The 25,363-nt window shown below is 49.6% G+C and carries 26 protein-coding genes; 9 read left to right on the forward strand and 17 right to left on the reverse strand.

Annotated features, from left to right (window positions below):
* Positions 1-59: 59 nt before the first annotated feature.
* Entirely contained in the window at positions 60-1,814 is a 1,755-nt protein-coding gene (locus BGO59_RS34865) for an SMP-30/gluconolactonase/LRE family protein (RefSeq protein ID WP_293692073.1), read from the forward strand.
* A 584-nt stretch (positions 1,815-2,398) separates the two neighbouring features.
* The gene (locus BGO59_RS34870) at positions 2,399-2,875 is read left to right on the forward strand and encodes a response regulator (RefSeq protein WP_293692075.1); all 477 of its coding nucleotides are present in this window, start codon (positions 2,399-2,401) and stop codon (positions 2,873-2,875) included.
* Between the two features lie 84 nt (positions 2,876-2,959).
* Here BGO59_RS34870 and BGO59_RS34875 read toward each other — a convergent pair whose 3' ends face one another.
* Entirely contained in the window at positions 2,960-4,588 is a 1,629-nt protein-coding gene (locus BGO59_RS34875; RefSeq protein WP_293692077.1) for an amidohydrolase family protein, read from the reverse strand.
* A 158-nt stretch (positions 4,589-4,746) separates the two neighbouring features.
* Between BGO59_RS34875 and BGO59_RS34880 the strand changes: the two genes are divergently transcribed.
* Together BGO59_RS34880 and BGO59_RS34885 are read left to right on the forward strand one after the other, a co-directional pair.
* Positions 4,747-5,703: a hypothetical protein gene (locus BGO59_RS34880; RefSeq protein ID WP_293692079.1), complete on the forward strand. Its 957-nt coding sequence runs from the start codon at positions 4,747-4,749 to the stop codon at positions 5,701-5,703.
* Between the two features lie 59 nt (positions 5,704-5,762).
* Positions 5,763-6,530 (forward strand): hypothetical protein, encoded by a 768-nt coding sequence (locus BGO59_RS34885; RefSeq protein ID WP_293692081.1) that lies wholly within the window; start codon positions 5,763-5,765, stop codon positions 6,528-6,530.
* A gap of 1 nt (position 6,531) precedes the next feature.
* On the opposite strand, the gene BGO59_RS34890 is transcribed toward BGO59_RS34885, so the two are convergent.
* From BGO59_RS34890 to BGO59_RS34910, 5 genes are all read right to left on the reverse strand, one after another.
* Positions 6,532-7,413 carry a metallophosphoesterase family protein gene (locus tag BGO59_RS34890; RefSeq protein ID WP_293692083.1) on the reverse strand — a complete coding sequence of 294 codons (882 nt, stop codon included), beginning with the start codon at positions 7,411-7,413 and terminating at the stop codon, positions 6,532-6,534.
* Positions 7,414-7,428: 15 nt separating this feature from the next.
* Positions 7,429-8,118 (reverse strand): hypothetical protein, encoded by a 690-nt coding sequence (locus tag BGO59_RS34895; protein ID WP_293692084.1) that lies wholly within the window; start codon positions 8,116-8,118, stop codon positions 7,429-7,431.
* Positions 8,119-8,120: 2 nt separating this feature from the next.
* Positions 8,121-9,389: a glycerophosphodiester phosphodiesterase family protein gene (locus tag BGO59_RS34900; protein WP_293692086.1), complete on the reverse strand. Its 1,269-nt coding sequence runs from the start codon at positions 9,387-9,389 to the stop codon at positions 8,121-8,123.
* Positions 9,386-10,144 carry a hypothetical protein gene (locus BGO59_RS34905; RefSeq protein ID WP_293692088.1) on the reverse strand — a complete coding sequence of 253 codons (759 nt, stop codon included), beginning with the start codon at positions 10,142-10,144 and terminating at the stop codon, positions 9,386-9,388. The genes BGO59_RS34900 and BGO59_RS34905 overlap by 4 nt, the downstream gene beginning before the upstream one ends.
* Before the next feature lie 343 nt (positions 10,145-10,487).
* Complete coding sequence (locus BGO59_RS34910) at positions 10,488-10,946, reverse strand: hypothetical protein (RefSeq protein ID WP_293692090.1); 459 nt, start codon at positions 10,944-10,946, stop codon at positions 10,488-10,490.
* 267 nt (positions 10,947-11,213) lie between these two features.
* Between BGO59_RS34910 and BGO59_RS34915 the strand changes: the two genes are divergently transcribed.
* Positions 11,214-11,498, forward strand: coding sequence for a thioredoxin (locus BGO59_RS34915; protein WP_293692092.1), 285 nt, complete (start codon positions 11,214-11,216; stop codon positions 11,496-11,498).
* Positions 11,499-11,545: 47 nt separating this feature from the next.
* Here BGO59_RS34915 and BGO59_RS34920 read toward each other — a convergent pair whose 3' ends face one another.
* From BGO59_RS34920 to ccoS, 7 genes are all read right to left on the reverse strand, one after another.
* On the reverse strand, positions 11,546-12,241 hold the full coding sequence (locus tag BGO59_RS34920; protein ID WP_293692094.1) for a sulfite exporter TauE/SafE family protein: 696 nt from the start codon (positions 12,239-12,241) through the stop codon (positions 11,546-11,548).
* Positions 12,242-12,244: 3 nt separating this feature from the next.
* On the reverse strand, positions 12,245-12,742 hold the full coding sequence (locus BGO59_RS34925) for a FixH family protein (protein ID WP_293692096.1): 498 nt from the start codon (positions 12,740-12,742) through the stop codon (positions 12,245-12,247).
* Between the two features lie 28 nt (positions 12,743-12,770).
* The gene (gene ccoG / locus BGO59_RS34930) at positions 12,771-14,225 is read right to left on the reverse strand and encodes a cytochrome c oxidase accessory protein CcoG (RefSeq protein WP_293692097.1); all 1,455 of its coding nucleotides are present in this window, start codon (positions 14,223-14,225) and stop codon (positions 12,771-12,773) included.
* Positions 14,226-14,347: 122 nt separating this feature from the next.
* Positions 14,348-15,163, reverse strand: coding sequence for a cbb3-type cytochrome c oxidase N-terminal domain-containing protein (locus BGO59_RS34935; protein WP_293692099.1), 816 nt, complete (start codon positions 15,161-15,163; stop codon positions 14,348-14,350).
* Positions 15,164-15,175: 12 nt separating this feature from the next.
* Positions 15,176-15,346, reverse strand: coding sequence for a hypothetical protein (locus BGO59_RS34940; RefSeq protein WP_170061224.1), 171 nt, complete (start codon positions 15,344-15,346; stop codon positions 15,176-15,178).
* Between the two features lie 104 nt (positions 15,347-15,450).
* Positions 15,451-17,676: a cytochrome-c oxidase, cbb3-type subunit I gene (ccoN, locus tag BGO59_RS34945; RefSeq protein ID WP_293692101.1), complete on the reverse strand. Its 2,226-nt coding sequence runs from the start codon at positions 17,674-17,676 to the stop codon at positions 15,451-15,453.
* A 17-nt stretch (positions 17,677-17,693) separates the two neighbouring features.
* Positions 17,694-17,870: a cbb3-type cytochrome oxidase assembly protein CcoS gene (ccoS, locus tag BGO59_RS34950; protein ID WP_020596265.1), complete on the reverse strand. Its 177-nt coding sequence runs from the start codon at positions 17,868-17,870 to the stop codon at positions 17,694-17,696.
* Between the two features lie 282 nt (positions 17,871-18,152).
* On the opposite strand from ccoS, the gene BGO59_RS34955 reads away from it, so the two are divergent.
* The 4 genes from BGO59_RS34955 to BGO59_RS34970 all read left to right on the forward strand — a co-directional run bounded on the left by BGO59_RS34955 (position 18,153) and on the right by BGO59_RS34970 (position 21,541).
* The gene (locus BGO59_RS34955) at positions 18,153-18,902 is read left to right on the forward strand and encodes an acyl-CoA desaturase (RefSeq protein WP_293692104.1); all 750 of its coding nucleotides are present in this window, start codon (positions 18,153-18,155) and stop codon (positions 18,900-18,902) included.
* A gap of 176 nt (positions 18,903-19,078) precedes the next feature.
* Positions 19,079-19,432: a T9SS C-terminal target domain-containing protein gene (locus BGO59_RS34960; protein WP_293692106.1), complete on the forward strand. Its 354-nt coding sequence runs from the start codon at positions 19,079-19,081 to the stop codon at positions 19,430-19,432.
* Between the two features lie 136 nt (positions 19,433-19,568).
* Positions 19,569-20,678 (forward strand): sensor histidine kinase, encoded by a 1,110-nt coding sequence (locus BGO59_RS34965; protein WP_293692108.1) that lies wholly within the window; start codon positions 19,569-19,571, stop codon positions 20,676-20,678.
* A 104-nt stretch (positions 20,679-20,782) separates the two neighbouring features.
* Positions 20,783-21,541: a LytTR family DNA-binding domain-containing protein gene (locus BGO59_RS34970; RefSeq protein WP_293692110.1), complete on the forward strand. Its 759-nt coding sequence runs from the start codon at positions 20,783-20,785 to the stop codon at positions 21,539-21,541.
* A gap of 20 nt (positions 21,542-21,561) precedes the next feature.
* Here the strand turns inward: BGO59_RS34970 and BGO59_RS34975 are convergent, their stop codons facing one another.
* From BGO59_RS34975 to BGO59_RS34990, 4 genes are all read right to left on the reverse strand, one after another.
* A complete protein-coding gene (locus BGO59_RS34975; RefSeq protein WP_293692112.1) occupies positions 21,562-21,708 on the reverse strand; it encodes a CcmD family protein in 147 nt (48 codons plus the stop codon).
* Positions 21,709-21,714: 6 nt separating this feature from the next.
* Complete coding sequence (gene ccsA, locus BGO59_RS34980) at positions 21,715-22,440, reverse strand: cytochrome c biogenesis protein CcsA (RefSeq protein WP_293692210.1); 726 nt, start codon at positions 22,438-22,440, stop codon at positions 21,715-21,717.
* Positions 22,441-22,526: 86 nt separating this feature from the next.
* Positions 22,527-23,702: an MFS transporter gene (locus tag BGO59_RS34985; protein WP_293692114.1), complete on the reverse strand. Its 1,176-nt coding sequence runs from the start codon at positions 23,700-23,702 to the stop codon at positions 22,527-22,529.
* Positions 23,703-23,794: 92 nt separating this feature from the next.
* Positions 23,795-25,363 (reverse strand): cation-translocating P-type ATPase (locus tag BGO59_RS34990; protein ID WP_293692116.1); only part of this gene is annotated, 1,569 nt, incomplete at its 5' end.

Genomic DNA, 25,363 nt, shown 5'->3' on the forward strand with positions numbered 1-25,363 from the left:
GAAGGCTTTGGTAGTTCTGGGCAAGACGTACGTCGTTTGCAATGCCTGGTTTATTTCCTATGAAAACCTTATCTCTGCTTTGCCTTTTCTTCTTTTTTCCGTTGATCCTGTTGGCCCAGGCAACGGAATCGTATCCTGTTCACCCTGATGCGCAGCCTCAGGAGGGAGTTCCCAAAGGCGAAGTGCTTAAATTCACATTCGAGTCGTCCAAGGTTTTTCCTGGCACATGGCGCGAGTATTGGGTATACATACCTGCGCAATATAAGCCTTCTCAACCCGCCTGTGTGTATATAAATCAGGACGGCATTCAGTGGCAGGCCCCCGCCGTTTTTGATAATCTGATTCATAAAAAGGAAATGCCCGTCACGATTGGCGTGTTCGTGATGCACGGGCGTGTGAGAGCAGCTAATTCCGATGTAGCTCTGGATCGCTTCAACCGGAGTTTTGAATATGATGGGTTAGGGGATAACTATGCCCGCTTCCTGCTAGACGAGCTTCTGCCCGAGGTTGAAACCAAAAAGGCCTCAGATGGACGAGCTATTCGTCTGTCTCATAACGGGAATGATCGTGCCATCGGTGGCTCAAGTAGTGGGGCCGTTTGTGCGTTTACGGCTGCCTGGGAGCGCCCTGATGCATTTAGCCGGGTATTTAGCACGATTGGTACGTATGTTGGTTTACGCGGGGCCGATCACTACCATACCTTAATCCGGAAGGTTGAACCCAAACCGCTGCGCATTTTTCTACAGGATGGCACCAACGATCTTAACATTTACGGTGGCGACTGGTGGATGGCCAACCAGACGATGGAGCGTGCCCTGACGTTTGCGGGCTACGATGTGCAGCACATCTGGGGCGAGGGGGCTCATAGTGGCAAACACGGAACGGCGATTTTTCCCGATGCCATGCGCTATCTGTGGAAAGGGTGGCCCGAGCCCATCAAAGCAGGTACGTCAAAAAATCAGATGCTTACTGATATTTTAGTGCCCAATGAAGGCTGGCAACTGGTTGGCGAAAACTATCGCTTCGCTGATGGGCTTTGCGCCAATGCTCAGGGCGAAGTGTTTTTTAGTGATGGACCAACGGGGGCGCTATGGAAAATAGGTCTTGATGATAAACTGAGTCAGGTTGGTAGCAAGCGTAAAGGAGGCCATCGTCAGGCATTCGGCCCCGATCAGCGGATGTATGCCACTGCGAATGCAGGTTCTGGCATAACCGCCTATACACCTGACGGAAAGGCGTCGGTTGTGGCCGAAGGGCTGACTGGCTATGATCTGGTGGTAGCCAGCAATGGCAATACCTACGTTACCAGTAAGCGTACTGATGCCAAAGGCGGTAGTCAGGTGTGGCTGATTCCACCGTCGGGCAAAAAACTTGTGGTCGATACCGATCAATTTTCGGCGAGTGGGATTACGCTATCGCCCGATCAAACGCTTTTATACGTATCCGATTCTGATTCGCACTGGGTCTACAGTTATTCGATCCGGGCAGATGGTACCCTGGCTAATAAACAGAAATATTACTGGCTTCACTCACCCGATACGGCCGATAATGCGGGAGCAGACGGTCTTAAAACCGATCGGGATGGGCGGCTCTATGTGGCTACTCGTCTGGGTATACAGGTATGTGATCAGGCGGGCCGGGTCAATGCTATCCTGCCAATCCCGGCTGGAAACGTATCCAGCCTTTGTTTTGGGGGCGCCGATTTTGGTAGGCTCTACGTAGCATGCGGTAATAAGGTATACAGCCGTAAACTGAATAGTAAAGCGGCTAATACATGGGATAAGCCCAGCAAGCCTACGGCTCCGAGATTATAAGTTTATCCACGTGTGCCGAACATTAGTACCTAGATAGGTGGCTGTCTGTGATTCATATTGACTTACGATTAAGTATTTGTCAGTGCAAAAAGGTAACATAGGTCCTTGGTGTTGGTCGCCAATTGTTGCCGTGTTATGGGCTAGATAAGTTAAATGCGGGCTGATATGTCACTTCTGTTGTCTTTTTGGTTTCAATGAGCTATTTTTGCGGAGTCTGATTGATTGGGTATTCGGTTAGGCTATAGTCACCCTTTGTAGAAATATGGAAATGTTTCTATAATTAAGAGATTAGCATGAGTTTAATAATCCGTTGTTAATCAGTGCATAGTGGCTATTCTGCTTAGGGGTGGGCTGGTTTTAATTATACGGTAACTTTACTGTATAAATGAAAAGAGTAAAGACTCGTATGGTTGGAAACTAAGGCCGCTAATAAGGTGATAAATGTACTAAATACTATATAATAGTATATTGTTGTATGTAGGTTATGCGCTTTTTGGGTAATTTAATGTATGTTATTGAGTACTTTGGCCCGATATTTATACAGAAAAAGATAAAAAATGCTTTCCTCTTAACGTTATAATTGTATGCCTTCTTGCTTGCTTGTTGAGAGCGATCTTGTGATTGCAAATCAATTAACCACTTACTTAACACAGACTACGCTTTTTGATCCACCGATTGTGTGCTCAACAGCGATGGAAGCCTTCCAGTTACTGACAGATTACCCTGTCGATTTAATCGTATTGGATCTGGATTTGCCTGATATAACAGGGATTCAGCTGCTTGAAAGCCTGGTTAATGCTCCGCCGGTTATTGTGCTGGCTGATCATGCTGAGCAGGCTGTTGCCTGTTATGATTTGGATGTGGTTGTCGATTTTTTGCTAAAGCCTGCCGCTTATTTACGTTTTTTGCGTGCCGTCCAACGGGCTTTATTGCCACAGTTCAGCCATAGCTTCGTAAGAGATACCAACTTGGTAGCTGGTAAAAAGGGAGCTGAATTAGTTCGATCGGCCCGACACTTGAAACGGGTCGTACTCGATGATATTCACTATGCCAAAGGGTAACACATGAACTATATGCGCGATTTATAAAAATGAACGAACCTCCAGATAGAAGCTCTGGAGGTTCGTTGTAGCGAATAACCGCTCTTAGTTTTTTCCACCCGAAACTTTGCCGGGTTTAGCTGGAAAGCCTGGCTGAGTGATTTCGAAATTTTCCTTCTGCTTGGCATCGGCAACCATCTTCCGAACATCGGCCAGTAATTTTTTAGCGTCGTAAACCACACCGTCTTTCACTGTGTAGGTAACGCCCCCCACGCGCTCTACCTCGTTTTTGTCGTTCAAGTGAATGGCCCCCGTTCCATAGAGCACTTTCAGGTTAGCCAGTGGGTTTTGATCAATAATTACAAAATCAGCCAGTTTGCCTACTTCAACGGAGCCAATCTGATCGGCCATACCGAGGGCTTCGGCCCCTTTCAGCGTAGCCGCCCGGATTACTTCGAGCGGATGGAAACCGGCTTCGCGCAGGAGTTCGAGTTCGCGGATGTAGGCAAAGCCATAAAGTTGATAAATGAAGCCCGAGTCAGAACCCGTGGTTACGCGGCCTCCCCGATTTTTATATTCATTGATAAATTCCATCCAGAGCTGGTAGTTTTTCTTCCAGGCTACTTCCTGCTCAGTACCCCACGAATGCCAGTATGACCCGTGCGAAATCCGGCTGGGCCCGTAGAATCGCCATAGGCTGGGCATGGTGTAATCGTCGTGCCATTCGGCGCGTCGGGCCAGCATCAGTTCGCGGTTGGCTTCGTAGATGTTGAAGGTGGGGTCGAGGGTAAAGTCGAGCGCAATCAATTCATCCATGACCTTATTCCAGCGTTCGCTGCCGGGCTTAGCGGCCTGTTGCCACAGATTACCCGCTTCCTCAAACCGATTTTGCTCATTGTTGTAATTGTAGTTGGCCGGGTAGTTCTGCACGGTCTTATCGTCAAAGAGGGCTTCAGGCAGTCCATACCAATGTTCCAATGAGGTCAAACCCGCTTTGGCAGTCGCCAGGGCGTTCATGCGAGCTACTTCGAGTTGGGCGTGGTGACAGGCTGACCGTAGGCCGAGCTTTTTGTTTTCTTCCAGCGCTGCCCGAAAAATAGCCGGTTCGGCACCGAAAAATTTAATGCCATCGGCCCCGCGTTTGGCATTTTGCTGCACCCAGGCGCGGGCTTGTTCGGGCGTAGTGATTGGGTCTTTCGCGCCCTGCCCAAATACGGTGTATGCCTTGATGCGGGGAGCGGTAATTTCGTTTCGTTCACTTTTCGCCCTGTGTTCCAGTACCCAATCCAGTCCATTACCGCACGATGGGTCGCGGATGGTGGTAATGCCGTGCCCCAGCCAGAGTTTGAACACGTATTCGGCATTGGCTCCCTGTGCCTGCCCACCAATGTGCCCGTGCATATCTATAAAGCCCGGCATCAGGTACATGCCTTCGCAGTTTAGTTCTTTATCGCCAGGGTCAGCTTTGGGGCGGTTCTTCGGATCGATGGGTACGCCAGGGTAACCCACCTGTTTGATCTGCGTAATCCGGTTTTTTTCGACCACAATATCGACAGGACCAATAGGGGGAGCCCCCGTGCTATTAATCAGCGTTACCCCTCGAACGATCAGTTTGCCAAACGGCCCTTCGCCCTCATGGCGGGCCGGGGCTTTTTCAACCTGACCAAACAGGGCGTGAAAAATGAAGAGTGAAAAGTTAAGTACAAAGAGGAGTCGTGTATACGGTTGTATCATACGGACAAATCGTTTTTGATAAACAGTTGTAAGATAAGCGAATCTGCCGGATTTTTGCACAGACGGATAGAACGCAGATTTTTATGGTTTACACAGATCATGATGAATCATACCAATCATAAAAATCTGCGTTCTATCTGTGTTCACTTGCCTATCGTATGCGCCAATTCATCATTACTAATTTTCTGCTCATTGTGCTGGTGCTTGCTGTGGCATTTGCCTTTATTATGAAAGCGACGATCTTTCAGAAGGAGCCCGATACGAAAGCAAAACCAGCCGAAACTGCCCCCACTGTTTTCTCGAACTACTGGTTTGCCAATAAAGCGGAGCTGAACAGCTATCGGCTTCAACAGGCCAAAAGTGGGGCGCTGCATACAGGCGAGGCTACGCTGATTTTCCAGACAGAGAATTTCCTGCCAGCTAAACAGGTAAAAGCCGACCAACCGGCAGGGGGGATTCCGGTACTGAAAACCAGCCTGTTCAAAAGGTTTGCCACAGGTCTCTACGAGTATTCGCTGTCGACCTCGGTCTTTACACCAGTCGAGAAAAGCGGTGGTCGGCCTGTACTGTTCCCGAATACGTTGAAAGTCAGCATGGCAGGGCAGGAGTGGGATGGCCATTACTACCAGCAGATTAACTACCGCGACAATGCCTATCAGGTGATCGGGAAGTCGTTTCTGGAAAAAGAGGTCGATGACGCCTACCCACTCGATAAAGTCATGCTTGAAGATGAACTCTGGAATCAGATTCGTATCAATCCTGACAAATTGCCCACGGGCGAAACCCGACTGATTGCCGGAACCATGACCGCCCGACTTCGGCGTAAACCCATTCGCGTGTTACCGGCCAAAGCAACGCTGGCCAATTACGAAGGGGTATTGTTTCCGGGTAACTACCTCAAATCGTACACAATCGAATACCCTACCGACGACCGGACGCTGATCATTATTTTTGAGCGTGATTTCCCCCATAAAATCGTTGGTTGGGAGGAAACCTACGATACCAAAGATAACCTTCTGACCTCCAGAGCCGTTTTACAGAAGACAGTTCAAACGGATTACTGGAATCATAAGGCCCCGGCCGACAGTACATTACGGAAGGAGCTTTTACACTAAACACCTATTCAGTTGGATTAATCCGGCTGGGTAAAGCTATGCCTAAGTTCACGAACACCATGAATCGTATTATCACTTTTTGCTTATTCATCGTATGGCTAACGGCCTGCTCTGGCGATGGCGATAAGCCTAAAACAACGACCGAAGAGCCAATTTATACGCTGATTTTTCTGGATAAAACCCGCAGCGTGAACATCGATAAAGCGTTTGTAGGTCAGAAATACCAGCAAGCGCTAACCGACATCATTGAACAGAACATCCGGCAGAAGGGCGATAAGCTGGACGTGTATTTTATCCATGAAAATACATCCAAAGCTCGTGCATTGAATATAACCGTTCGGTCCGAAATGGAAGATGTATCGGCGGCTAGCCCGACTGATCGTGAAGCGGCTGAAACAGAGTTCAACCTGTCGCTCACGCGCGAAAAAGCGCAAATCCGGCAGCGGGTGCTCCAGCAGTTGGTAGCGCAAAATGTTGGTTCATCGAACCAGGAAACGGACATCTGGGCCAGCCTACCTGTTATTGCTAAAGCCAATGAATCGGGCGCTACGGTGAAAGTGTATTACCTCAGCGACATGATCGAGAGCGTAAAAGGTGCAAACCGACGAGATTTTCAGGTTACCCCGCCCAAAGACAACGCCCAGGCCGATGAATGGGCAAAAGCCGATGCCGAGCAGCTTAAAAAGTACACGCTGGGTAGTCCGGAAATCACAATGATCCTGCCTTTCGAACCGAACGCATCCGTAAAGGAGAATAACCCGGCTGTTACGCAGTACTGGCAAAAGCTCTTCTCTGAACTGGGTGTAGGAACTGTAGAGGAGCAGTAAATCAGGACGAGATGGAAGGCGTTTCGGCTGGAATTTCGAAGTGATAACCTTCCGAAAAGCCAGAAAAATCTTTGTTCAGGCAGTAAGACGTGAGGGACAAACCCTCCCCTTCGCGACGAACAGCCAGGTAGTGGAACAAAGGTTTGTAATCGGCGGCTATATCGGGCAGGCGGCTTGGCGATGTATTGAGAGGCTGACGCAACCCCCCGCCACCGCCGATCACCAGGAATGTTTTTCCGTCGAACTCATACCGTTCGAACGCGTGCGAATGTCCGGTAATAAACAGTTTTGCTTTTTGGGAACGGAGGTAAGGTGGCACAAACCGTTGCTGAACCAGCTTGGATGAACCTACCAGTTTGCTGTTGGAGTAGGGAGCGTGGTGACAGGTCACAATAACGACTTTAATTGATGGGTCGTTGTCCAGTTCCTCCAGTGTTTGCTGATACCATGTCTGTTGGGTAACCAGATCCGCTATCGACAGGATACTGAAATTAGAGTTCAGCATAATGACGGCAATGGAATCGGTTACTTTCACATAGCCTGTATGAATATGGTCGGGAAAGCGCTGCTGAAAATTTCGGGCACCTTTCCGGGGGCGGCCCATCACATCGTGGTTACCCATGATGGCATAAACGGCTGTTTGAACTTCCGTACATTTTAGCAGAAACTGATCGATGATCCGCCACTTGCTATTCCGATAACCCAGCGAAACAATGTCGCCCAGCCAATAGAGAACGGCCGGTTGAATACGCAGGATTTCGTTGAAAATTACCTGCGTAGCTTTTTTGTTCTGGTGTGTGCGCAATACCAGGCGTTCGACCCACATAGGCGCCTGTGTATCGCTCAGAAATAAAATATCCCGTTTACTCGTATCCGTTTCCATAACTATTCATGCATTTTACCAGGAGAATGCCCGCCAAACCAACTGCAACTCGGCGGTGAAGGCCGCGTTCTCGACGGCTACGGCATCGAACCATTTCAGCTCTCCTGCTATCCGAAAACGACGGCCAATCGGATAAGTGTATGAAGCGGCCGCCATCCAGCCTAAACTATTCGTATTAGTCATGACCGTACCCAGATAATCGAGCCGGGAATGATTAACATATAAACCCGTTCCGGCGGTTATCGCCATCCGACGCGCTATGCTCCGATCGGTACCCGTAAGCCACCCCAATGGCATCGAAAACACGACCAGAATCGGAACGGCCGACACATACACGTGCGTATTCTCGCCCGCTACCTGCCCTCGGTAACTATACATCGTTGTCCAGCCCGTTTCGAGCCCTACCCGAAGCCGATGATCGGGGTACCACATTACCCGGAGGGAGGATGGTGTACCAAATCGGCTCAGGCGCGTCTGCTCAATGGCAGCCGGTACACCAAGGTGCGTTGAATAATACGACAACCCTCCTCCTGCTGTTACAACCACGGTGTAAGGGCCACGTCGTGTATCGGTAAGTGTATCGGCTTCAATAGCCTGTAGCCGACGCTGCCGACGGGCCGACGAGGGCCGCTGGGCCTGAACAGCCAGACTTAGTAATAGTAGCAAAACCACCCAGCTTGTTGTCTGTAAACGACGATAGATCATGCTCACGGCTGTTCAGTATAGTGATAAAAGGCAACAACAGGCGAATAGTTGGAAAGGATACCGTCGAACTGATTCTGACCGATAAACTCCCGGATAAATTCAGGTTCATCGAGGGTCCAGACAAAGACCGTCAGTCCGGCTGCTTTCATAGCCTGTACTTCGGCGGTTTGTGGGCCGAGTGTCCAGCGAGGAGCCCAAATTCGTGCTCCAAGACTACGGGTGAGCGCGGTGTCTAGTTCGCACAGGATTGGGGTATTTTCTTTGTTAGCCAGGGCTTTGTACGAATCCACTGCTTCAGTACTGGGCAATCCAATAATGATGCGCAAGTCACGCCCAGCCTGAAGTGCTTTCTGGCGGTACTTTTGCTGAATAGCCTGCACTTTGTCCATCGGGCCAATGTATTTGGTATCGAGCCAGACAAAGTTCAGCGCTGTGTTGTTCACAACCGTTTCCAGGGCTTCTTCCAGCGTTGGTATTTTTTCACCGTTGATGAGCCGCACAAACGTGCTTAATTGCTGATACGTGTAGTCTTCGACTGGCCCCATCAGGCCATTTTTCTGGATGAGCCGCAGATTAAGTGTGTTGTCGTGGTACAGAATCGGGACACCATCTTTCGTATAGCGAACATCGACTTCAATGCCGGTAGCGCCTAGCCTGGACGCCAGTTTGATGATTTCGACCGAATTTTCAGATGCAGGTAGCAAATCTGATGTACGTCCTCCACTGCGGTGCGCCATAATGGAAAACGGCCGAGAATTAAGCGGTCGATTATAGGTTAAGGTAATCGGATGACTGAGTTTACTGTTTTTATCGCCGTACAGCCCGTCGATGACCATGGTATCGCCGGGCGCCAGCTGGCCTTTATAAAGCTGGAGTTTGCCCTGATGCTTGACCCGGAGCGTTAACTGAGCCAGGCCGATTTGATCGTTCACCAGTTTACGCCAGTAACCACCCAGCACCAGGCTATCTGTTTGTGACGTGCCTTCAAGGTTAAAATACGCGGCATCTTTACCCGTAAAAACCGACAGGTAGTAACTGGTGTCGGCCCCATTGTGTAGATACGTCCATTTCAGGGCTACCTGATCGCCAAATTCGCTGGCCCCGTTCGAAACGGTATACACGCCGTTCGTAACTGCCCGAACAGCCGTTCCAAACTGACCTGAACCAGGCAAATTGGTAAAATCATAAGGGACCAGAGCTTCGTACGTTTTCCGGCAACTCAGAGAGGCTACCAGAAGCAAACCCAGCAGACTATAGATGACCGGTTTCATAATATAAATCCAAAAATAAGTTGAGGGTAAAACAGGTTTCGGTCAAACGTGTCGAATAGCGACCAAAGTTGCCAGTTGAAATTGGAATAGGCTCCCCGAACGCCCACCGACACATGGCGCTGGTGATAAAAGGGCTGTTCGAGCATAAACGTAAAGGCTACTCCATTTACCTCCCGGCGGTTATATACGACCGCCAGCGAACCCACCTGCGACCGATAGTAGAGGTCTACGATAGCTTCGGTTCGGAACGTAAACCGAAGATCGCGGGTGAGTTTATAACCCACCGATACATTCGGAAACGTTTCGACACCAAAGGCCTGGCTGCTGAACACATCCTTGATTTGTAAGGCACCCAGCCAGCCAGTTATGTCGTAGCCGGCCGACATAAACAGTCGGTTGGTAAACGGTTTGACCCACCGAAAGCCCACGCCAATGTTACTCTGTACGAACTGAGTTTGAAAGCGGCCGGTCAGATAGAAATTTTTCGACAGCCCCCGCTGCAGGTTAAAGTCAATGGCAGGCACACTGACCCGGATTTCTTCCGTTAGTTCGGGGGGCGTGGTGGTAAAGACAACCCCAACTGACTTGCGCCATTTGCCGGGTACTGGCGCCTGAGGAAAATAAATGCCGGGCTGCAATGGCCAGACTTTGCTGGATTGAGCCATACCCAACTGGGCAAACCCGATCAGCAGAGCTGAATAGCCCAGTTGTCGGAATAGGTTACTGGAAGTGTAGAGATTTCGAATGGTAGCCACTTAAAAATCGGTATAAGCGTCAGAAGTACTAAACCGTGTGGACCGTAATTTGTTGCTTCGGATCATCGTCCAGGTTAGTAAATCTAGATAATTTGCTCAATTAGCGGGGGGACAACACGGTTGATGATTCAGTAATTCCACCAATGAAGTAATCGTGCAAAAGTAGCTATACCGTTTTCGTAGGGTGTATCTCTGAGAGAGTTACCTAGACCGGATACGATATTTAATTCCTATTAAAAAAGTAACCAGCCCGAATTGGTCAGGCTGGTTAAATGGCAACGCAAACACTAAACTCAACTTATCTCACTATAAAAAATCAATGTTACGGGTGGAGGTACGGACTCTAGCTAGCAAAGGCATAGTCAAATTCCGGCGTTTGTTCTACAAGGCAGTCAGTATTTTGGCGGAGACTCAGGCAGCGTAGTTGCGTATTGATTTGGCGCTGGCACGTCCTGTATGTTGATAAAGCGTCTTCCTGGCTGAGATCGATCAGTAAATAATCATATCGGCGAAGTAGTAAATGAATGGTTAAGACCAGCTCAGGTTCACCCAGTAAAATTTCGGTACGAAACGCGCCCAACCCGCTTTTTGACAAAAGGCCTACCCAACGGTTCAACTGTTCATTGGCGGTTTGTTTGGCTTCCCGAAATAGGGAAGCTTTCAGTGGCTGATCGGCATTCTTGTTGAAATCAAACGCATAAACCACCGTCAGGTCAATGGGTTCTGACTGTGTTTCCAACCAGCGATTGAACGACAAGGCCATATCGACCGACCCATCCGTGAGCAAAAGAGCTTTTTTCATTGCGTAATCCTACCAAGTATTCCTGTCAAAATTAGGCGAGTTGGTTACGCTGAAGTATGAGTAGCGTTAGGCACAGGGCTGATTCTGGTCAGCCGACAGGCTGGCTTTCAGGGAACTTCGGTTTGTGGCCGAAGAAGGAATGGCGACAGGATTTTTGTCAGACTATTGGCTGGACTGAGTGACGAAAGTCTGCTTCGGGCTTGACCTGTCTCAAGAATTTTGCGGGAAGGAAATGCCAATTTTACAGCTACAAATTGCCTTTATACCATGGCACTCACGTCGTCTGTATTTCCGGTTTTGCCACAGCAGCCTATCTTACTGGTCTGTACATCGGCCAGTAATTCACAACGCCTGGATATAGACTGGTTGCTGGCGAAGCTTCGGTCGCTTGTCAAGCCGGGTATACAGATTATGTGCATCGACGAATCCACGCATCCTGAAGTTGTTCGGAGTTTTGGCTTTACGAGCTTTCCAGGCTGTGTATTGCTTCAGCAGGGTTTCGAACTTTGGCGATATGCTGGCCCGATTGATTATGCTGTGCTGTCTACTTGATAACTCAAGAAGACAGAGACAGGCACTGAACCAATCCTAACTATCCACTACTTCGCTAACAGGCTGTGGCACATCGGTATGGCGTCCTGAACGCGGACCGGGAGTTGATAATGTGCCAGACCACGACCGATCAGTAATAGAGCAACAACAACAGTCGCCAGAGAAAGGGCGCGGTTCAGGTATTGGCGGCCAAGTATCGACAACCAGCCTGTCATCAGATTGACACCCAGCAGTGCGGGTAGCGTTCCCAGGCCGAACAGGAGCATATAGGAAGCTCCGGCCTGAGGGGTATTGGTGGCCAATGTACCGGCCAGGGCCAGATAGGTAAATCCGCAGGGGAGCAGACCATTCAGGATACCCAACAGCCCGAAGCCTATCCAGCCGGGCTGTTGCATATGCTGGCGAAACGTGCGGGTAATCTGGTTGTCGAGCCAGGGCCAGCGTAGCCGGGCGGGTAATCCTTTTCGCCAGAAAAAACTAATCAACAGGATAAGGCCACTAATAACGGCTAGCGGACGTTGCCAGCCCATCAGGTGTAACCCCAGGCTCATTGTACCGGCTAATGCGCCTAATATGCCGTAGGTAGCTACACGCCCCAAATGATACAGACCAACAGCTTTCCAGCGGGCATTTTTTGGAATTCGGCCAACGGGTAGAGCTGCTACCAATGGTCCGCACATACCTACGCAGTGCAGGCTGCTGATCAGACCCGTAACAAAAGCGGTAGCGAGCCAGGGCGACATAGCTTATAAATCGAATTGACTTTCCTGATAATACTCGCGGGTGCCATCCGACCACGTGAACTGTACGCGCCAGCGCCCACGGGCCAGAGCAGCCGTTGAAATCACCTGCTGGGCCTCATGGCTGGCTGGAATCGTTACCTTAAAATCCTGCTTCCGATTACCAGGGCGGTAAAAAACAATCTGACCATTTTGCAGGGTTTTGGGCAGTTCACAAACCACCTGCTGCTGGTCGGGCTGATTGGTGATGACAGCAGTCGTGTTTTGCCGGGCATTTTTCTCCCGATCGATTTGCCGCTGATAGTCAAGCTCATTCTGGTAATAGTTATCACTAACCAGGTCGACATGCTCGCGGCTCATCTGGTACACCATCGTACCGATAAAACCTGCAAAGAGTACAAATACAAGAACGATTGATTTACCCCAGTTCATAGATTTAATGAGCGAAAGAGTGAATGAGTGAAAGAGCGAATGGGTTGAGTAAAAAATAACGTGCGTCAGCATTCGCTCTTTCACTCATTCACTCTTTCGCTCATTGGACAGGTCCTAAAAATGTTGTGTTTATTTTATCGACGACTTCGCCATCGGATACAACTTCGATAACGAGTTTGGTACTGTTCTGATGGATCGATTTCTCGGGTAATAGGATGAAAAACATACCCTTTGTCAGCTCATCGGCAGGTGCTTTTGTGATCGGTTGTACCATCCGTAGTTTGGCTCCCGGATAAGCCACCCGGAACGAAACAGGCTTGTCTTTGTGCGTTTTGTTGACTAGTTCGACCAGATACAGATCGGAAATCATGCCCCCCGGTTCGCGTTGAAATAATTGGCCCGGCGCCCGCAGAACGGTGGTGTCGAGATCGCTGCGGCTTACCAGCAAAAAGCCCCATACACTCATGAGTAAAACCAGAATAACGCTATACGCTACCATACGAGTGGTTATACGCCAGGGTTTCTGTGTCCGAACACCTTCGAGCGAATCGTACCGGATAAGGCCGCGTGGACGACCAATTTTATCCATTATGTCATCGCAGGCATCGATGCACAAGGTACAGTTCACACATTCCATCTGATTGCCATTCCGAATGTCGATACCCGTCGGGCAAACCTGTACGCACAGTTTACAGTCGATGCAATCGCCTTTGGGCTGGGCACTAGGGGCGAGGGGCAGCGGGCTGAACGTATCCCGGTGGTCGAGTGTAGCGGTTGTACCTTTTTTCTGAGTGCTACGCTCGATTTTTCCTCTTGGCTCGCCCCGGACTTCGTCATACGTGATGAGTACCGAATTTTTGTCCAGCATTACGCTTTGCAGACGGCCGTAGGGACAAATAGTCGTGCATACGTATTCGCGCACGTGGGCATAAACGGTGTAGAAAACCCCCGTGAACACCAGAATGGCTGTCAGCCCGGCCAGATGGTTCGCCGGATTGTCGGTTATGATGGTCAGTAAAGCATCTTTGCCAATGATATACGCCAGAAAGGTATTGCTGATAGCGAACGAAAGCAGGAAAAAGAGACTGTACTTAGCCGACTTTTTAAGGATTTTTTCGGTAGTCCAGGGAGCAGCATCCAGACGTTTGCGGGCGTTCTGATCGCCTTCGATCCAGATTTCGATGCGCCGGAAAACCATTTCCATGAAAATGGTTTGTGGACAGGCCCAGCCACAGAATACGCGTCCATAAATCGTTGTAAACAGAACGATAAAGACAATAAAGGCCAGCATACCAATGGCTACCAGGTAAAAATCCTGGGGCCAGAAGGTAACACCGAAGAAGTTGAATTTCCGCTCCAGAATGTTGAATAGGAACAGCGGCTGGCCATCATGACTCAAAAAGGGCCCGGAAAACAGGGCAGCCAGTAGCACCCACGATACGACATTCCGCCAGCGATAGTACCTCCCTTTTACCACACGAGGATAGAGCCATTCCCGCTTACCAAACGTAGGGTTGGGTTTCTTTTCAGGAGGAGCGTTGAGTGTTGCGTTCATTGGTTTCGTTGTTGGGAGTTATTACACAGAGATACAGAGAGGTTAAAGAGATTCACAGAACTATCTATTGTTTCTCTGTGTGACTCTGTGGTTCTTTGTGTATCTCTGTGCAATAGTCATACTTAATTTATCGCTACTTTCTCGCCCTGTGGTTCTTTGGCGCCTGCGGGCTTAGTGCCCTGTATGGAGAGTATATAGCTGGAAACCTGCTGAATCTGAAGGGGGTTGAGTTGCTTTTTCCAGGAGATCATGCCTTTGTCAGGCACGCCTTCGGTAACCGTGTGAAATACTTCTTTCACCGAGCCGCCATGTAGCCAGTATTCATCTGTGAGGTTCGGACCAACTTTGCCTTCGCCATTCTGACCATGGCATGCCGTACAATATTGGTTGAATAGTGTTTTACCGGCCTCTAACCCCTTCGCTTCTGTGATTTTTGTAACGGTGTTCTCATTGATTTTGCCCGCTACCAGTTTCACATACGCTTCACGTTGTTTTTCAGCAACGGTTACTTCCTGATTGTATTCCTGCTCCATTACATTCCCCGTACCAATCACGTGGAAAATGAGCAGGTAAATAGCGCCGAAAGCGATGGTCAGGTAGAACAGACCCATAAACCACGGAGGAGTAGGGTTGTCGAGTTCGGCGATACCATCGTAGGCATGTTCCAGCATCAGGTCTTTTTCGGTGCTCAGCGTGTGCAAACCGGCCCACTTTTGCCAGGCGGTCCGATTGTCAGCGGGTTTGGCTCCAGGGTTCGATTTTAGTTCCAGTGCCTGACGCAGAATGTAAGCTAGATAAAGCGTAATGACTAATAGTAATCCGGTGGCAACGGTCACAAAGATCATCACCATTACCCACAGCAGGTCTTCGCCGGAGCTTAGATCCCAGATCGATTTGCCAGTTGTCGGGTCAAACAAAGTTGTTACGAGAAGATTCATAAAATAGATCGATTAAACCTCGCTGGATTCGTCGAGGGGCAGGTTACTCATTTGCTGCATATGGCGTTTGTCGGCGAGCAACAGGTACAATCCGACCAGCAGGAAAAAGGCGAAAAACGTCAGGAACGAACCGATCATATAGACGTCTGCCCCAGGTATGGCTGAAATAAATTGCTTGAACATGGCTTTTTGAAGGAGTTAGTAGGTAGGAGCGAGGAGTGAGGAGGGCTGACATGAGCCTATTTCTACTAGGGCTATTCTCGCTCCTAACTCCTCGCCCCCACTACTTATTTCTGTGCGGTTTCCATTTTCTTAATGTCCGTTCCCAGCCGTTGCAGGTAGGCAATGAGGGCTACGATTTCGCGGTCGGGTTTTACATTGATCCCTTCTTTGGCCAGCCGACCACTAACGTCGGTTGCCTGTTTGGTCAGATCTTCGTTGGCCTGGGCAATAGCGAGGTCATCGTAAGGAACACCAATCTTGTTCAGGGCTCGCAGTTTCGCTGATGTGTTCGAAATATCGAGCTGCTGCGTGATCAGCCACGGATAGGCAGGCATCACAGACCCAGGCGACATTGAGGTTGGGTCGTTCATGTGGTGGTAGTGCCAGGAGTCGGGATATTTGCCGCCTTCGCGATGAAGGTCGGGGCCGGTCCGTTTGCTACCCCACAGGAATGGGTGATCGTACACGAATTCGCCAGCTTTCGAGTATTCGCCGTAACGCTCGGTTTCGGAACGGAACGGCCGGACCAACTGACTGTGACAGCTTACACAGCCTTCACGGATGAAGAGGTCGCGACCCTGTACTTCGAGTGCGGTATAAGGCTGTACAGAAGCAATGGTTGGCACGTTCGATTTGACCATGAACGTTGGGATAAGCTCAATGAGCGAACCAATCAGGATAACGACCAGCGATGCAATCAGGAACTGGAAAGGCTTGCGTTCCAGCCAACGGTGCCAGTAGGTCTCGCTGCCGGTTGGTTTATAGCTGACAGGCAGTGCATAGGCTTCGGCTTCTTCGTTGGCAACCAGCTTTCCAGCGGCCATGGTTTTGAAAAGGTTATAGCCCATCAGAATAGCGCCCAGCAGGTACAGCGTTCCACCCAATGCCCGCATCATGTGCATGGGCAGAATTTGCAGGGTTGTTTCGAGGAATGTCGGGTATTTCAATACGCTGGCATCCGTAAACTCTTTCCACATCATGCCCTGCGTGAAGCCTGATATGTACATGGGGATGGCATAGAACAGAATACCCAGGGTGCCGATCCAGAAGTGGAAATTCAGCAGTTTTTTCGAATATAATGGTGTGCGATAGATGCGCGGAATAAGCCAGTACAGCATAGCGAAGGTCAGGAAACCATTCCAACCCAATGCCCCAACGTGTACGTGCGCTACGATCCAGTCGGTAAAGTGCGCAATCGCATTAACGTTTTTGAGCGAGAGTAGCGGCCCTTCCAGCGTGGCCATACCATAGGCCGTCAGGCCAACGACCATGAATTTCAGAAGGGTATCTTCCCGAACTTTATCCCAGGCACCGCGTAGGGTCAGCAGACCGTTGATCATACCGCCCCACGATGGAGCAATCAGCATAATCGAGAAAACGGTTCCGAGCGATTGCGCCCAGTCGGGTAGAGAACTATACAACAGGTGGTGAGGGCCTGCCCAGATGTACAGGAATATCAAGGCCCAGAAGTGTAGAATCGATAGTCGGTACGAATACACCGGACGGTTGGCCATCTTAGGCAGGAAGTAGTACATCATGCCCAGGTACGGTGTGGTCAGGAAGAAAGCCACGGCATTATGGCCGTACCACCACTGAACCAGCGCATCCTGCACACCCGCATACATCGAATAGCTTTTCAGGAAGCTCACCGGCATCTCCATCGAATTGACGATGTGCAGTACAGCTACCGTTACGAAGGTGGCGATGTAGAACCAGATAGCTACGTACAGGTGCCGTTCGCGACGTTTAACGATCGTGCCAAACATGTTGATGCCAAAAACCACCCAGATCAGCGTAATCGCAATGTCGATGGGCCATTCCAGCTCGGCATATTCTTTGGAACTGGTAAGACCCAGTGGCAACGTAGCTACGGCCGACAGAATAATTAATTGCCAGCCCCAGAAGTGGATTTTGCTCAGTACATCGCTGAACATCCGGGTTTTACAGAGCCGCTGGAGCGAGTAATACACACCCATGAAAATGGCATTACCGACAAACGCGAAAATGACTGCATTGGTATGCAACGGACGAATCCGGCCGAAGGTAGTATACTGATTGCCCAGGTTGGCGGCTGGTGCAAATAATTGGGTGGCGGCAATAACACCGACGAGCATCCCGATGATGCCCCAGATGATCGACGCTACGGCAAAGTCACGGACAATTTTGTTGTCGTAGGCAAAACGCTCCACCAGCGTCTCACCGCCGGGTGGCTGCTGCCCAATGGACACCTTGCCGGGCTTAACCAGGCTGGAAGCAGCATCAGCGGCAGGTTGATTAATCGAAACATTCATAATGAACGAGATAGGGGTTACTTTGCGTGTGATTGAGGTTCAGCAGTATCCGGTGCGTCGTCTTCCAGAAGCATCCGAATCGAGGGGGTGTACAGATCATCCTGCTGCCCAGTCCGCATCGACCAGAAAAAGGCCCCCAGAAAACCCAGTGCCATCATCAGGCTGACACCAATCATGAAGAAGATAATGCTCATCACCGTCTCGATTTTGCTGGTTCAAAATTGAGACGGTTTGCCCGTACGAATCATGAGTTTCGTCAGGCAGGAGACTGATTTTGGCCCGGTCAGGCAATGACCTGACAAACGTCAGATAATAAGTTGACGAGCGTCAGGTAGAGGGGAGGTGGCGAGGGGCAACTTTGCGCTCATTCGTAGCTATCTTCTTCTAAAACGGGTGCATGTGCTGTCAGATTCTTTAATCTGACAGCACCGTAATGTGCCTGTGAAGTACCTCGAATGACCATCAATTTCTCTTTTATGATCATCCTCGCTTTCTTTCTGACGCACTGGTACCTGTCGGTACTGATGCAAACCTTTTTTCTTCACCGCTATGCTGCCCACCAAATGTTTACGATGAGTAAAGGGTGGGAGAAGTTTTTCTACGTCGTGACGTTTGTGGCTCAGGGGTCGTCGTTTCTAAGTCCTCGCGCGTATGGTATTATGCACCGCCTACACCACGCACACGCTGATACCGAGCAGGACCCCCATTCACCGGAGTTTTCCAAAAACCTGTTCGACATGATGTGGAAGACCCGGATTTACTATAATGACATTCTGAATAATCGCGACCACATTCCGGCGAAGTTTAAGAAAGGCGTTCCCAACTGGCCATGGATGGAGTGGTTTGGCGATCGCTGGCCTGTTCGGCTAGCCTGGGGAACGGCATACACGTTGTTTTATATCCAGTTTGCGCCTTCGCCCTGGTTTTTCCTGCTGCTGCCGTTTCATTTTCTGATGGGGCCGGTTCATGGTGCTATCATCAACTGGTATGCACACCGCTACGGGTACACTAATTTTGAGGTAAACGATACGGCCAAAAATCTACTTCCCTTCGATTTCCTGATGATGGGCGAATCGTATCATAATAATCATCATAAATATGGTGGCCGGGCCAACTTCGGGGGTTTCCGTTGGCATGAGTTCGATCCCGCTTATCCACTACTGAAACTACTCAACTCGCTGCACGTGATCAAACTGCGATTCGGCCGCGACGAAGCCTATATGTAAAAATGGCTGCCGTTCGTCTGTGATACAATCGCGGGCGAACAGACGAACACAATCATTCATCCGGCTGAAAGCCACGCTCTTCCAGCGGTTTCCTGCGTTCGTCGTCATTGATTTTCTGAGCTGTTCAACGGGGTGCAACTTTGTTTCATCAAACAAAAACAAATCGAGAACAGACCATGAAAAAGTTATTCATTCTGATGCTGGGACTGGTAGCCGGTACTGCATCATTCGCTACAACAACTGCCAACGAGAATCCGGTTGCCGCCATAACGCTGACTGCTGATAATAAGGTTAAACTGGTTATAGCTCCTGAAGATGCCAAAGCAACTATTGCATTGCAGGATCGGGAAGGTCATTTGCTCTATACCTCCTCGGTCGATTTACGCCAGGGAGTCAAACAGAAATTCAATATCAATGAGTTGAGCGTTGGTACCTACCAGATCGCCGTTAAGGTAGGAGAACAAAGCACAATAAAAACCTTCGTGATTCAGGAGCGCCCGGCCGAAACATTCGTTATGCTCGAATCCTAATCCATCAGGCTAAGTCTATGCAAAACCGGTTTCTACGACCGGTTTTTATTTTTCCAGACCATTCGCTGACTATAGGAAAGACCGGTTTGGTTAAGGGTTACCATTAGTTTTTTGCTATTGTACGCTTCGTCTATTTATGGATAATCGGCTTACATCGACACAGAAGTGGCAGTTGGCCATTCGGCTGCTGGTACTTTTTTCGCCCCTGCTGCTTTACGTCAATTTGCCCGAATCAGCGCGAAATACAACGGCTTTGGTTCATTCGATTCCTTTCTTTATCCTGTTCAGCATAATTAATCTGGGATTGTACTACCTCTGGATCAGTGCTACCGACTGGTGCCAGCGGCAACTGTCGAATCGGTTCAGCAGTGATTTCCTGATGCAGTTCAACTGGCGGTCCATTCTGTTGACTCTCCTGATCTCATTCTCGTTGGCCCTTCTGTTTACGAAACTGCTTCCCATGCTTTTATTCGGCATACTGAAAGTTGTCAAGCAAATATGGCCGTCGTTGCTGCCCAGCCGTGGCCCATCACCCTTTCCGCCTGCGGTGATGGCCTACATTGGTCGCGCCAACAACGTCTTCTCCATCGTCATTGTGCTTACGGCCTTTTACCTGACCATCAGCGAGCGGTCGTTCCGGCAGTTGAAAGATGTTCAGCTAAAGGCCGAAAAACTGGAAAAAGAAGCCCTGTTAAGTCAGTTCGGTGCTTTGAAGAGTCAGTTAAGTCCGCATTTTCTGTTCAATAGCCTGAGTATTCTGACGTCGCTGATTCATGAAGATGTCGACCTATCGGAGCAGTTTATCAAGCGGCTGTCCAAGGCGTATCGGTATATACTCGAACAGCGCGATCAGGATTTGGTGCCGTTGTCAACCGAGCTTGATTTTATTCAGGCGTATACCTTCCTGCTCAAAATTCGCTTCGAGAATAAATTCGATGTGCTGATCGACGTACCCCAGGCTGCCCAGCTTCAGTATCGGATTGCTCCGCTCACGTTGCAGCTCCTGGTCGAAAATGCGGTGAAGCATAACCGAATGTCGCAGCGGGAGAAACTCAAAGTGCGTATCTACGTCGAACAGGATTGGCTATTGGTCGAAAACCCAATTCAGGCCCGCGACCAACCCGAACCATCGACCGGTATCGGATTATCCAATATTGCCAACCGCTACTCGCTCCTAACCGATCGGTCGGTCTGGTTCGGTGAAGATCAAGGGCAGTTTATCGTCAAAATCCCACTTTTAACTTAAAGAGCGAAAGAGTGAAAGAGTGAAAGAGTGAATGGGCGACGAGCTGGGTTTCACTCTTTCACTCTTTCACTCTTTCGCTCTTTCGCTCTTTCACTCTTTAAAACATGAACGTAATCATTATTGAAGATGAAGACCGCTCGGCCCGGCAGTTGGAGCGGATGCTGAAAAAATACGATCCAGCTACGCAGGTGCTGGCCCAACTGCCCTCGGTAAGTGAATCGGTAGCCTGGCTTAGCCAGCACTCCGTACCCGATTTGATCCTGATGGATATTCACCTGGAGGATGGGCTGGCATTCAGCGTTTTCGAGCAGATTCAGTTGACGGTGCCCATCATTTTTACGACGGCCTACGATGAGTACATGATCAAGGCGTTTAAAGTCAATAGTATCGACTACCTGCTCAAACCCGTCGATTATGACGAGCTGGTCCATGCCCTCGATAAATTCAAAACCCTGCGAAGCGTATCGTCCAGCCCCGATCTCACCAAACTACTTCAGGTGGTGCAGCAGTTTCGGGAGTCACCTTTCAAGGAGCGGTTTATGATCAGCATCGGTACTAAAATTCGAAGCGTCGAAACGAGCGAAATCGCGTATTTTTTCTCGGAAGAGAAAGCGACGTTTCTGACCACCAAAGAAGGTCAGCTACTTCCGCTTGAGTATAGTCTTGACCAATTGACGGGTATGCTGAACCCATCACAGTTTTTCCGGGTAAACCGACAGTTTTTAGTGGCCCGGTCGGCCATTCAGACGATCCATGTTTACTCCGCCGGTAAGCTAAAAGTTGATCTTCGTCCAGCCTCTCGCCAGGAAGTTTTGGTCAGTCTAAGCCGTATCGCTGATTTTAAAGACTGGCTGGGTAGGTGAGTAATCATATTTTAACGCAATTACTCGGCAATCCTTTGCTTGACTTTGTTTACGCGACTGCCGATTCGGAGCAGGTAGTATAACCAGCCTGATAAAACGACTCCAATCACGGCTACGACCACCCAAATTTTGCCATCCTGCCTTAAGACTTCTGCTAACTGATCCATAGTGAATTAACTTATTGATTCATTCGATTTCGCGTCGGCTAAACGTTTGCTGGCCGATTGTTCCAGTTCCTGCTGATCATCTAAAATACTTTCTACTCGTCGCAAGCGTACCCGTAGCTGGGTGATCCAAAAACCTAACAGTGTAAAGCCAACGAAAGCGGGTCGGATGATGCGTTTGATCGAATTGTCGGCGTCATACTGATTGAAACCAGGGTTACCGCCGTTGCCGGGATGTAGCGAGTCGGTTAATCGCGGCAGAATAAGGATAAGCGGAATGAAAACCGCAAAAGCGAAAATATTATACACCGACGATATCCTGGCTCGGCGGGTATCATCATCGACCGATCCCCGTAATATAAAATAAGCCAGGTATAAAAGCATGCCAACGGCTACTCCATTGGTCTTGGGATCGTTTGGCCACAGATCGCCCCAGGCAAAGTAAGCCCATACCGATCCGGTAATACAGCCCAGCACACCAAACAGCAGGGCTGTATTAGCCAGTTCAACCGATATCAAATCGTCATCCAGCCTGCCCTTTCTTAAGTAGCGAATGGAGAAAATGGCCGACCCTAGCAGCATGGCCATCATCGCAATCCAAAGAGGAGGATGGAAGAATGTGTTGCGGATGGCTTCGTGCAATATGGGCAATTTGGGGACTGGACTCATCAGCCCTGCGATAAATACATAGGCTAGAATAAGAACAGTCAGCGCTTTCCACCAGTGTTTCAGCATAGATAGAGCAATTTTAAAAATGGGCATTCCATGTTAAGAAGCCTTGAATCGGCAAGTTATACCATATACAACGGACTAGATAGTCTTTACTTCTTTTCCTTTCGCATTGCCAATACACCCAGCATAGGGCCGGGAAGCAGGATGTAAAAAAGCCAGCCCGACAGACCAATTTGCGTAACGAGCCAGGCCATGAACTGAATCGAAATGACTGTGATCAGAAATCCCAGGCAGGTAACCAGCGTAAGGATACTGCCCCGATTTTCGAGGGTAGCATGACTGGCTACAAGCGTTGAAAATTGGGGCGAATCGCCAGCGGCAGAGCTTCCCCATACAAATAGAAAAAGACCGAATACAGCTACCGGAGCTTTTAACAGAAATGGCAGCAGGAGAATGCATAAGCCAGAGGTGATTAATAATGATCGGGCTACTCGGGCACTCCCCATCCGCAGGGCAAGAAAGCCTCCGCCAATACAGCCTAAAGAACCTGCCCCAATAGCACCAAATGCCCAGAGTGAAGTGGCTATTATGGCTTCGGAATGTTGCTGTTGATAGTAGATAATCAGCGCGGGGAAAAAGGCCCATAATGTGTATAACTCCCACATATGCCCAAAATACCCCAGCATAGCCGGGCGAAAGGCCGATCGCTGAAAGAGGGCGTGCAGAGCCTGAAAACGAAAACGGTTTTTCGAGGGTTGAATGGAGCTGGCAGGCACTAGACCATAAAGTAAAATGCCCCCACTAATAGCCAGCGCACTTACAGCCAATAGTAGACTGCGATAGGGCAAGTTACTGCCTAAACCGCGAATCAGATGGGGAAAGGCCGTTCCAATTACCAACGCCCCGACCAGAAAACCCATAGCTTTCCCAAGTATAGGTTTAAATCGGTCGGCGGCTATTTTCATGCCTACGGGATACACCCCCGCCAGAAAGAAGCCCGTCAGAAAACGGCTCACCAGAATCGTTACAGGTTGTATCGGAAGGAACAGCCAGATCAGATTGGCTGCTGCCGCCAGACTAACGGAAACCAGAAAGACATGCGTGGCCCGAAATCGATCGGGAATGGCGAGCAGGGCGTATAGGAGTGTCCCCGAAATAAATCCAATCTGTACGGCTGAAGTTATCCAACTCGTGAATTCGGTTGTTTTCAGAAGCGTTTGCAGTTCGGGCAGGATGGCGTTCCCAGCAAACCACAGTGACGTTCCCGCAAACTGGGCAAATACCACAACGATCAGTTGAAGATTAGTCTTCGAGGAAGGCAGCATCCCCAAAGATAAGCAGTAATTTTTTACGACAGGGTTTACAGGATTTAAGGGATAGAAAATCTTGTACATCCTGTAAATCCTGTCGAAAAAAATTATCGCCAGCCCCGGTAACTCCGAACGCCAAAGGTAGCAATGGCCAGCATGGTTGCTGAGCTGATCGGCATCAGGATAGCGGCTACAACGGGCGACAGGTTGCCAAATAGCGCGTAGCTCAGGCCAATGCCGTTATACAGCAGCGACACCACAAAGCTAAACCGGATAACACGCATACTGAATCGGCTGAAATCCAGAAAGGCAGGTAGCTGAGTCAGCGCGTTTGCTTCCAGAATGGCATCGCTGGCGGGGGTAAACTGAATGGTATCGTCGGTGACGGCAATACCGACATTCGCTTGCTTTAAGGCACCGGCATCGTTCAGGCCATCGCCAATCATCACGACCCGTTTGCCCGTGGCCTGCAAATGCTTGATGAAGGCTAGTTTTTCCTGAGGCCGACAGTTGAAATGCATTTGTCCGGTATCGGGAAACCATTGCTTTAGTTCCGTTTTGGTATGGTCGTTATCGCCCGACAATAAATAGAGCTGGTAAGATTTGTTCAGGCCGGTAAGCATGGCGTCTAGACCCGAACGGTATTGGTTTGGAAAACGAAAGCGTCCTCTGCATTCATCGTTAATACTTACGTATACTGCCGATTCGGAAGGCGTGGTTATATCGGTTTCGGTAGTTGAAGGCACAGATTGGGGCGATGAAAGCGCATTGCCGGAGAGGGCGTCTTCACAGGCTAGAACGGAGGCATTGACAAACGAACGCGTTCCTAGTTTAACAATTTGCCCATCTACCACCGCCTGAATGCCATGTCCGGGCACCTCGGTGAATAAATCCATTGGTAGTGACGAACAGTCTGCCAGATGAGCCGCCAGTTTTCGGCTAAGTGGGTGAGCCGAGTGCCGCACCAGCGAAGCAATCATGCTGCGTTCAATAGAAGTCAGTCTGGGCGAAAGCTCTTCAATAACTCCCGACTCATCACTCTTTCGTTCTTTACCTCTCTCGCTCTTTACCTCCGTCAACGTTCCCGTCTTGTCAAACACAATGGTGTCGCAAGCGGCCATTTGCTCAATAACTTCCGCGTTTTTGAGGTACAAATGGCGTTTACCTAATAGTCGCAGGCCATTACCCAGCGCAAACGGGTATGAGAGTGACAACGCGCATGGGCAGGCAATAATCAGTACGGCTGTAAAGACATTGACCGCTCGTGCTGGATCGTGTTGCAGGTACCAATACAAACCGACGACTGTAGCCAGTGTGATGACCGTAATGGTGAAATATTTCCCAACCGCATCGGCAAAGGTGCGGATACGCGACTCGTTATCCTTCTGAAACGCATCGTTATTCCAGAGCTGGGTCAGGTAACTTTGCGATACGTCGCGGACAACTTCCAGTTCGATAGCTTCGCCGACCTGCTTACCACCTGCGTACACCAAGGCACCTGGCTCTTTCGATTCGGGCTCCGATTCGCCCGTTACGAAGCTGTAATCGATGAGTGCGTTGCCTTTGTAAAGCAGCCCATCGGCCGGTATCAACTCCTGATTACGAATTCTGATCCGATCCCCTTTATGGAGTTGAGCAACTGGAACTACGCGCTCCCCGCTCCCCGCTCCCTGCTT

Source organism: Spirosoma sp. 48-14 (assembly GCF_001898575.1).
In the GTDB taxonomy this organism is placed as follows: Bacteria; Bacteroidota; Bacteroidia; order Cytophagales; family Spirosomataceae; genus Spirosoma.

What these genes read in the sequence shown, in the direction of transcription:
- BGO59_RS34865 (WP_293692073.1), top strand. Translation starts at nt 60, where the DNA reads ATGAAAACCTTATCTCTGCTTTGCCTTTTCTTCTTTTTTCCGTTGATC.
- BGO59_RS34870 (WP_293692075.1), top strand. Translation starts at nt 2,399, where the DNA reads ATGCCTTCTTGCTTGCTTGTTGAGAGCGATCTTGTGATTGCAAATCAA.
- BGO59_RS34875 (WP_293692077.1), bottom strand. Translation starts at nt 4,588, where the DNA reads ATGATACAACCGTATACACGACTCCTCTTTGTACTTAACTTTTCACTC.
- BGO59_RS34880 (WP_293692079.1), top strand. Translation starts at nt 4,747, where the DNA reads ATGCGCCAATTCATCATTACTAATTTTCTGCTCATTGTGCTGGTGCTT.
- BGO59_RS34885 (WP_293692081.1), top strand. Translation starts at nt 5,763, where the DNA reads ATGAATCGTATTATCACTTTTTGCTTATTCATCGTATGGCTAACGGCC.
- BGO59_RS34890 (WP_293692083.1), bottom strand. Translation starts at nt 7,413, where the DNA reads ATGGAAACGGATACGAGTAAACGGGATATTTTATTTCTGAGCGATACA.
- BGO59_RS34895 (WP_293692084.1), bottom strand. Translation starts at nt 8,118, where the DNA reads ATGATCTATCGTCGTTTACAGACAACAAGCTGGGTGGTTTTGCTACTA.
- BGO59_RS34900 (WP_293692086.1), bottom strand. Translation starts at nt 9,389, where the DNA reads ATGAAACCGGTCATCTATAGTCTGCTGGGTTTGCTTCTGGTAGCCTCT.
- BGO59_RS34910 (WP_293692090.1), bottom strand. Translation starts at nt 10,946, where the DNA reads ATGAAAAAAGCTCTTTTGCTCACGGATGGGTCGGTCGATATGGCCTTG.
- BGO59_RS34915 (WP_293692092.1), top strand. Translation starts at nt 11,214, where the DNA reads ATGGCACTCACGTCGTCTGTATTTCCGGTTTTGCCACAGCAGCCTATC.
- BGO59_RS34920 (WP_293692094.1), bottom strand. Translation starts at nt 12,241, where the DNA reads ATGTCGCCCTGGCTCGCTACCGCTTTTGTTACGGGTCTGATCAGCAGC.
- BGO59_RS34925 (WP_293692096.1), bottom strand. Translation starts at nt 12,742, where the DNA reads ATGCTGACGCACGTTATTTTTTACTCAACCCATTCGCTCTTTCACTCA.
- ccoG (WP_293692097.1), bottom strand. Translation starts at nt 14,225, where the DNA reads ATGAACGCAACACTCAACGCTCCTCCTGAAAAGAAACCCAACCCTACG.
- BGO59_RS34935 (WP_293692099.1), bottom strand. Translation starts at nt 15,163, where the DNA reads ATGAATCTTCTCGTAACAACTTTGTTTGACCCGACAACTGGCAAATCG.
- BGO59_RS34940 (WP_170061224.1), bottom strand. Translation starts at nt 15,346, where the DNA reads ATGTTCAAGCAATTTATTTCAGCCATACCTGGGGCAGACGTCTATATG.
- ccoN (WP_293692101.1), bottom strand. Translation starts at nt 17,676, where the DNA reads ATGAATGTTTCGATTAATCAACCTGCCGCTGATGCTGCTTCCAGCCTG.
- ccoS (WP_020596265.1), bottom strand. Translation starts at nt 17,870, where the DNA reads ATGAGCATTATCTTCTTCATGATTGGTGTCAGCCTGATGATGGCACTG.
- BGO59_RS34955 (WP_293692104.1), top strand. Translation starts at nt 18,153, where the DNA reads ATGATCATCCTCGCTTTCTTTCTGACGCACTGGTACCTGTCGGTACTG.
- BGO59_RS34960 (WP_293692106.1), top strand. Translation starts at nt 19,079, where the DNA reads ATGAAAAAGTTATTCATTCTGATGCTGGGACTGGTAGCCGGTACTGCA.
- BGO59_RS34965 (WP_293692108.1), top strand. Translation starts at nt 19,569, where the DNA reads ATGGATAATCGGCTTACATCGACACAGAAGTGGCAGTTGGCCATTCGG.
- BGO59_RS34970 (WP_293692110.1), top strand. Translation starts at nt 20,783, where the DNA reads ATGAACGTAATCATTATTGAAGATGAAGACCGCTCGGCCCGGCAGTTG.
- BGO59_RS34975 (WP_293692112.1), bottom strand. Translation starts at nt 21,708, where the DNA reads ATGGATCAGTTAGCAGAAGTCTTAAGGCAGGATGGCAAAATTTGGGTG.
- ccsA (WP_293692210.1), bottom strand. Translation starts at nt 22,440, where the DNA reads ATGCTGAAACACTGGTGGAAAGCGCTGACTGTTCTTATTCTAGCCTAT.
- BGO59_RS34985 (WP_293692114.1), bottom strand. Translation starts at nt 23,702, where the DNA reads ATGCTGCCTTCCTCGAAGACTAATCTTCAACTGATCGTTGTGGTATTT.